The 4,970-nt window shown below is 38.2% G+C and carries 6 protein-coding genes; 5 read left to right on the top strand and 1 reads right to left on the bottom strand.

The window, feature by feature from the left end:
- The 5 genes from uppS to QVB70_RS03005 all read left to right on the top strand — a co-directional run.
- A partial coding sequence (gene uppS, locus QVB70_RS03025; RefSeq protein ID WP_287583245.1) for a polyprenyl diphosphate synthase occupies positions 1-420 on the top strand: 420 nt, incomplete at its 5' end.
- A gap of 95 nt (positions 421-515) precedes the next feature.
- The gene (locus QVB70_RS03020) at positions 516-917 is read left to right on the top strand and encodes a DUF126 domain-containing protein (RefSeq protein WP_287583243.1); all 402 of its coding nucleotides are present in this window, start codon (positions 516-518) and stop codon (positions 915-917) included.
- Between the two features lie 15 nt (positions 918-932).
- Positions 933-2,144 carry an aconitase X catalytic domain-containing protein gene (locus QVB70_RS03015; RefSeq protein ID WP_287583241.1) on the top strand — a complete coding sequence of 404 codons (1,212 nt, stop codon included), beginning with the start codon at positions 933-935 and terminating at the stop codon, positions 2,142-2,144.
- 42 nt (positions 2,145-2,186) lie between these two features.
- Entirely contained in the window at positions 2,187-3,515 is a 1,329-nt protein-coding gene (locus tag QVB70_RS03010; RefSeq protein ID WP_287583239.1) for a UbiD family decarboxylase, read from the top strand.
- A 55-nt stretch (positions 3,516-3,570) separates the two neighbouring features.
- Positions 3,571-4,656, top strand: coding sequence for a hypothetical protein (locus QVB70_RS03005; RefSeq protein WP_287583238.1), 1,086 nt, complete (start codon positions 3,571-3,573; stop codon positions 4,654-4,656).
- Positions 4,657-4,718: 62 nt separating this feature from the next.
- On the opposite strand, the gene QVB70_RS03000 is transcribed toward QVB70_RS03005, so the two are convergent.
- Positions 4,719-4,970, bottom strand: a 252-nt coding sequence (locus QVB70_RS03000) for an MGMT family protein (protein ID WP_287583236.1), incomplete at its 5' end; no start/stop codon positions are given.

Here is a 4,970-nt window from a genome sequence, read left to right as displayed (position 1 = left end):
GTTAAGGCTATTGGACGTGTTAAAGACCTCCCAAAGAGTGTACAGGAATCAATAACTAGAGCCGAAGAGGCTACTAAACATTATGATAAACATTATCTTAATGTCGCCATAGGTTATGGTGGTCGTGCCGAACTAGTTGATGCGTTTAGAAATATTGCTTCACTGATAGAGGAAGGGCAAATAGAGCCTGATGAGGTCACAGAAAAGACAGTTGAACAATTTTTATACACGTCTGGGATACCAGATCCAGATCTGATCATCAGAACCTCAGGAGAAGAACGCCTCAGTGGTTTCCTTCTTTGGCAAAGTGCTTATTCTGAATTGTACTTTGCAGATGTTTTTTGGCCCGAGTTTAGAGAAATTGATTTGTTACGAGCTATTAGAACCTACCAACATAGAAAAAGACGATTCGGTTCTTAATGGTTAATTCTTAAGCTTTTTATTGTTTAGAAAGGACTAATCTTTATCTTGATTCTCTAAAAGAGTGTATTGAAATTACCTTTGAGGCTAATTAAATGCCATTAACTTCTATTACAGGCAAACCCGTAGTTTCTGGCAAGGTTAGAGGAGATATATTATTTTCATCAGAAACTATCTCATTTCTTGGTGGCGTTAACCCAAAAACGGGAATTGTGATCGCTCGTAACCATAATTTAGAAGGAAAATCTATTAAGGACACAATCCTTGTTTTTCCACACGGGAAGGGCTCAACTGTTGGATCTTATGTCCTTTATTCACTTGCAAAGAATAATGTAGCTCCAAAAGCCATAATTAATCGAATAGGCGATCCAGTTGTCGTTGTAGGTGCAATTATTGGAGAGATACCCATGCTTATTGATGTAGACATTGATCTACTACATGATGGAATGACAGTTGAAGTTGACGCGGACCAAGGGATTATTAAAATTTTAGACTAAAAGGCAGGGTCAGATATGTTTTTGACTGCTAAAGAAGAACGAATTCTTGATGGAGAAGAGGGTTACGCTCGCCAGTTAGCAATGAAAATCGTTGTTAAGCTAGGAGACATCTTTTCTGCAGACAAACTTATTCCCATAACTGCTGCACATATCTCAGGTGCGTCCTACAAGACTATTGGTGATGCACCAATCGCGTTTTTAGAGGATTTAGTAAAAAATGGTGCACGAGCTACGGTCAAAGCGACTTTAAATCCCATTGGTTTCGATCTTCACGATTACAAGAATTGGTCTCTTTCGCAAACCGTCATTGAGAAGCAAAAGTATATTATCCATCTGTATGAAAAGTTGAGCATTGAGCCTATATTGAGTTGTACTCCCTACGTGTTGGAAAACTTTCATCTATCTCTTGGCGATCATATTGCATTTTCCGAATCCTCAGCGTGTGTTTATACAAATTCGGTTATTGGTGCAAGAACCAATCGTGAAGGCGGACCAAGCGCATTAGCAAGTGCAATTATTGGAAAGACAGCAAACTATGGATTACATATCACAGAAATGCGTCAACCTAAATTGCTAGTTGAGGTAGAAAACCCACCTAAAGAATATGCCGAATTTGGAATGCTCGGCACTTATGTAGGACGATTAGCTCGGGACAATATCCCAATCTTTCAAGGTATTCGAAACGCTACAAATAATCAATTAAAGTACTTAGGTGCTGGACTTGCTTCGACTGGAATGGTTGCTATGTTTCATATGCTTGGAATAACACCTGAAGCTAAAGAAATTGATGTAAAAGAATATAGCGAGAAAATAACTGTATCACAAGATGAATTGAATAATGAACTAAATAAACTCTCTACAACAGATAATGTTCCAGACTTAATTTTCATAGGATGCCCACATTGCTCTCTTCAAGAAATACAAGAAATTGCAGCCTATCTGCAAAACAAAAAAGTGAGAGATGATCTTAAATTATGGGTTTGTACCTCTCAGGAAATAAAGAAAAGTGCACAACAAGAGATAAAAACAATTGAAAACTCGGGCGCCAAAGTAATTTGTGATACGTGCATCGTTGTTGCATATCTTGAGCAGTTAGGCATCAAAACTATGATGACAAGTTCTGCGAAAGCTGCGAACTACACACCACATTTCTGTGATATTGACTCTGTGATGAATACCGTTCAAGGCTGTCTCGAAACTGCTACTACCAAACTCAAAGATATATAGGGGAATTATCTAAAAGGTTTCTCATAGGAGAGTGCGAAAAAAATGGATTTACGTACATTTTTAAGGGAGCAAGAAACGAATGGACGTCTTATCAAGGTCAATAAACCTGTTTCGCTCAAATATGAACTTTCTGCTTTATTAAAAAAGTTAGATGGTGGATCGACGATCATTTTTGAGAATATTGATGCAAATCAGATGAAGATAGTCGGAAATACTTGTGCATCGAGACAATCGCTTTGTATGGCGCTTCAAACAGATATGAAATCCCTTCATGATACTATAATAAATGCAACGAAATCTCCCCGTGTACCAAACAAAATTTCTTTCTCTTTGTTAGAAGATAGAGTGCAATATGCACCGGATCTCTCACGCTTGCCAATTCCTACATTTTATGAGAAAGATCGTGGACCATACCTAACTGCGTCTTTAGTCTTTGCAAAGAGTCCCACTTCTGGTGTTCAAAATGCTTCATTTCATCGAATGCTGGTGATCAATAAAAGACAACTTGCTATTCGATTAGTGCCACGCAATCTCTATAAATTTTACCAACTAGCAAAAGAGTCAAACCAATCATTACCAATTGCGATAGCTATCGGGCTACACCCAGCGGTGCATATTGGTGCATCAACACCGCTCCCCTCTGAATTTGATGAAATGAGTGTTGCTAACGCTTTAATGAATGATGCGCTAAAAACGGTTTCAACACCATCTCTTCAGATTGATGTACCAAGTCATGCAGAAATCATTCTGGAGGGCTATATTCATCAAGATGAAACTGTTGAGGGACCATTTACTGATATCACTGGTACTTACGATGAAACTCGATCGCAACCAATAGTAGAAATAACCAATATGATTTTTAGGAAAGATGCAATGTTTCAGACAATCTTACCGGGTGGTATGGAACATAAAATATTAATGGGCTTTCCAAAAGAGGCAAAAATTTATGAATACGCGAAAAATGTTGTTCCTGATGTCCATGCAGTCAATTTAAGTGCGGGTGGGTCTGGCTGGTTGCATGCTATCATATCCATAACTAAACAAAAACAAGGAGATGCAAAGAACGCTATATTTGCTGCATTTGCAGCGCATCCAAGTCTAAAAATCTGTACTGTAGTTGATGAAGATATTAACGTTTACGATATTAATGATGTAGAATGGGCTATCTGTACAAGAATGCAGGCCGATGAAGATGTTTTTATTCTCCCAAAATGCCGGGGTTCGAGTTTAGATCCGTCAGGAGATCAGGATGCCTTGCTAACAACAAAGGTAGGAATTGACGCCACAAGGGATTTAACGAAACCAAAAGAACACTTTGAAAAAGCTAAAATCCCTGGAGAAGATGAAATCAATCCCGCGCAATATTTTTGATTCATTAGAAGTCTTCTTTGAGATGGAATTTGGTTGTTTAACAGAGTGAAATTATATGAGAGGAGTTAACGGAAGAGGAGGGTACAGTCTGACAAACAAGAGCCAGTATCTCCCACTTCTTCAAATTATTGAAGGCAAAGAGGTTGTCAAAGTTGGTAGTATCCAGAAAATCAAGAACGTACTTATTTCTTCACAAAGAGGTGCCTATGATACTCCACGAAAAATGACCTCGACATTTATGAGCATGTTTAAGACTTGGAATAAACGAACTGAAACCGTAGACAAGAAATATTGCCGATTTTGTAATCTAGATCTTGCGGAAACTGAAAATTCCTTCCTAATTCAGGTAGCTGATCATCAAGAACGATCACCAGCTCCAATTGATACACAAAAAGACTTTATTGAAAGAGGATTTTTAGTTCTCATTAATCCTCAACCATGGCAAATGATCCAAGAAATCTTAGTACTAAAACGTCATGTAGAAACAATTTATGACTTTTCAATGACTGAGCATGAAAATCTCTTCTATTGTGCACTAAGTTGCTGGCAACGTTATTCCGCCCTAAAAACTGAGTTACAATTGCATGCAGAGATGTCGTTAAAAGAAAGTTGGCTAACCTTATTCACAAATGATAGAATGGGTGCGACAGTTTTGCATGCTCATAGCCAACCAGGCGTTAGCCTACTACCTCCAGGAAAGGAAACGAAACCTGAATTCCTTTCACAAGAGGCATGGAATTTTGCAGAAACAGATGCCTTTTCTGTATCAACTGTTCCAGGCAGAAACAATGAAATCGTTGTTTTTTCGAAAAGATCATATACTATTGATGAACTAAACATGATTACGATAAGCGAACAGTTAGGGCTAATACGTACCGCAATTCTGGATTTATATAATGATCTTTTTGGAGGAAAATTGCCTCTTAACGAAGGCATGTTTTTAAAATTCGACAGTCCTTCAATTTTGGTTTACGTTATTGTACCTTATTTTAATGAGGGAGCACCTCAAAGGTTATTGAATCTGCAATATTATTCTGGAACTCCAAGAGAAGTAGCACAAAATATAGCCATAAAGTTGCAACAACTTGATGAGTGGAAAATGTTTGAAAAACAGGGACTAAAACTTACCATCATGGTTTAAACTTCAGGTGTATCATGCTTGAGTGGCATTAAACAATTATTTCACGCAATACACTGATGTAATCAATAATAGACCCTATTCATTATGATTTTTCCTTTATCTGAAAATCTCACTCCTTCCATTTCCAGCAAGACCCGCTTCATTTTCACGCCACCTTGGTAACCCCCTAGACTACCGTCAGTTTTTACCGCTCGATGACATGGGATGATTATGGGAAAGGGGTTTCGAGCAAGAGCGTTACCTACTGCCCTCGCGCCATTCGGGATTCCTATATATTCTGCAATTCGTTTGTAGGTACTGATCCAGCCTCTAGG

The organism is Candidatus Borrarchaeum sp. (assembly GCF_019058535.1).
Lineage (GTDB): Archaea > Asgardarchaeota > Sifarchaeia > Borrarchaeales > Borrarchaeaceae > Borrarchaeum > Borrarchaeum weybense.
The sequence above is the reverse complement of the archived record's forward strand: the minus strand, read 5'-3'. Positions and strand labels throughout refer to the sequence as shown.

What these genes read in the sequence shown, in the direction of transcription:
- QVB70_RS03005 (WP_287583238.1), top strand. Translation starts at nt 3,571, where the DNA reads ATGAGAGGAGTTAACGGAAGAGGAGGGTACAGTCTGACAAACAAGAGC.
- QVB70_RS03015 (WP_287583241.1), top strand. Translation starts at nt 933, where the DNA reads ATGTTTTTGACTGCTAAAGAAGAACGAATTCTTGATGGAGAAGAGGGT.
- QVB70_RS03010 (WP_287583239.1), top strand. Translation starts at nt 2,187, where the DNA reads ATGGATTTACGTACATTTTTAAGGGAGCAAGAAACGAATGGACGTCTT.
- QVB70_RS03020 (WP_287583243.1), top strand. Translation starts at nt 516, where the DNA reads ATGCCATTAACTTCTATTACAGGCAAACCCGTAGTTTCTGGCAAGGTT.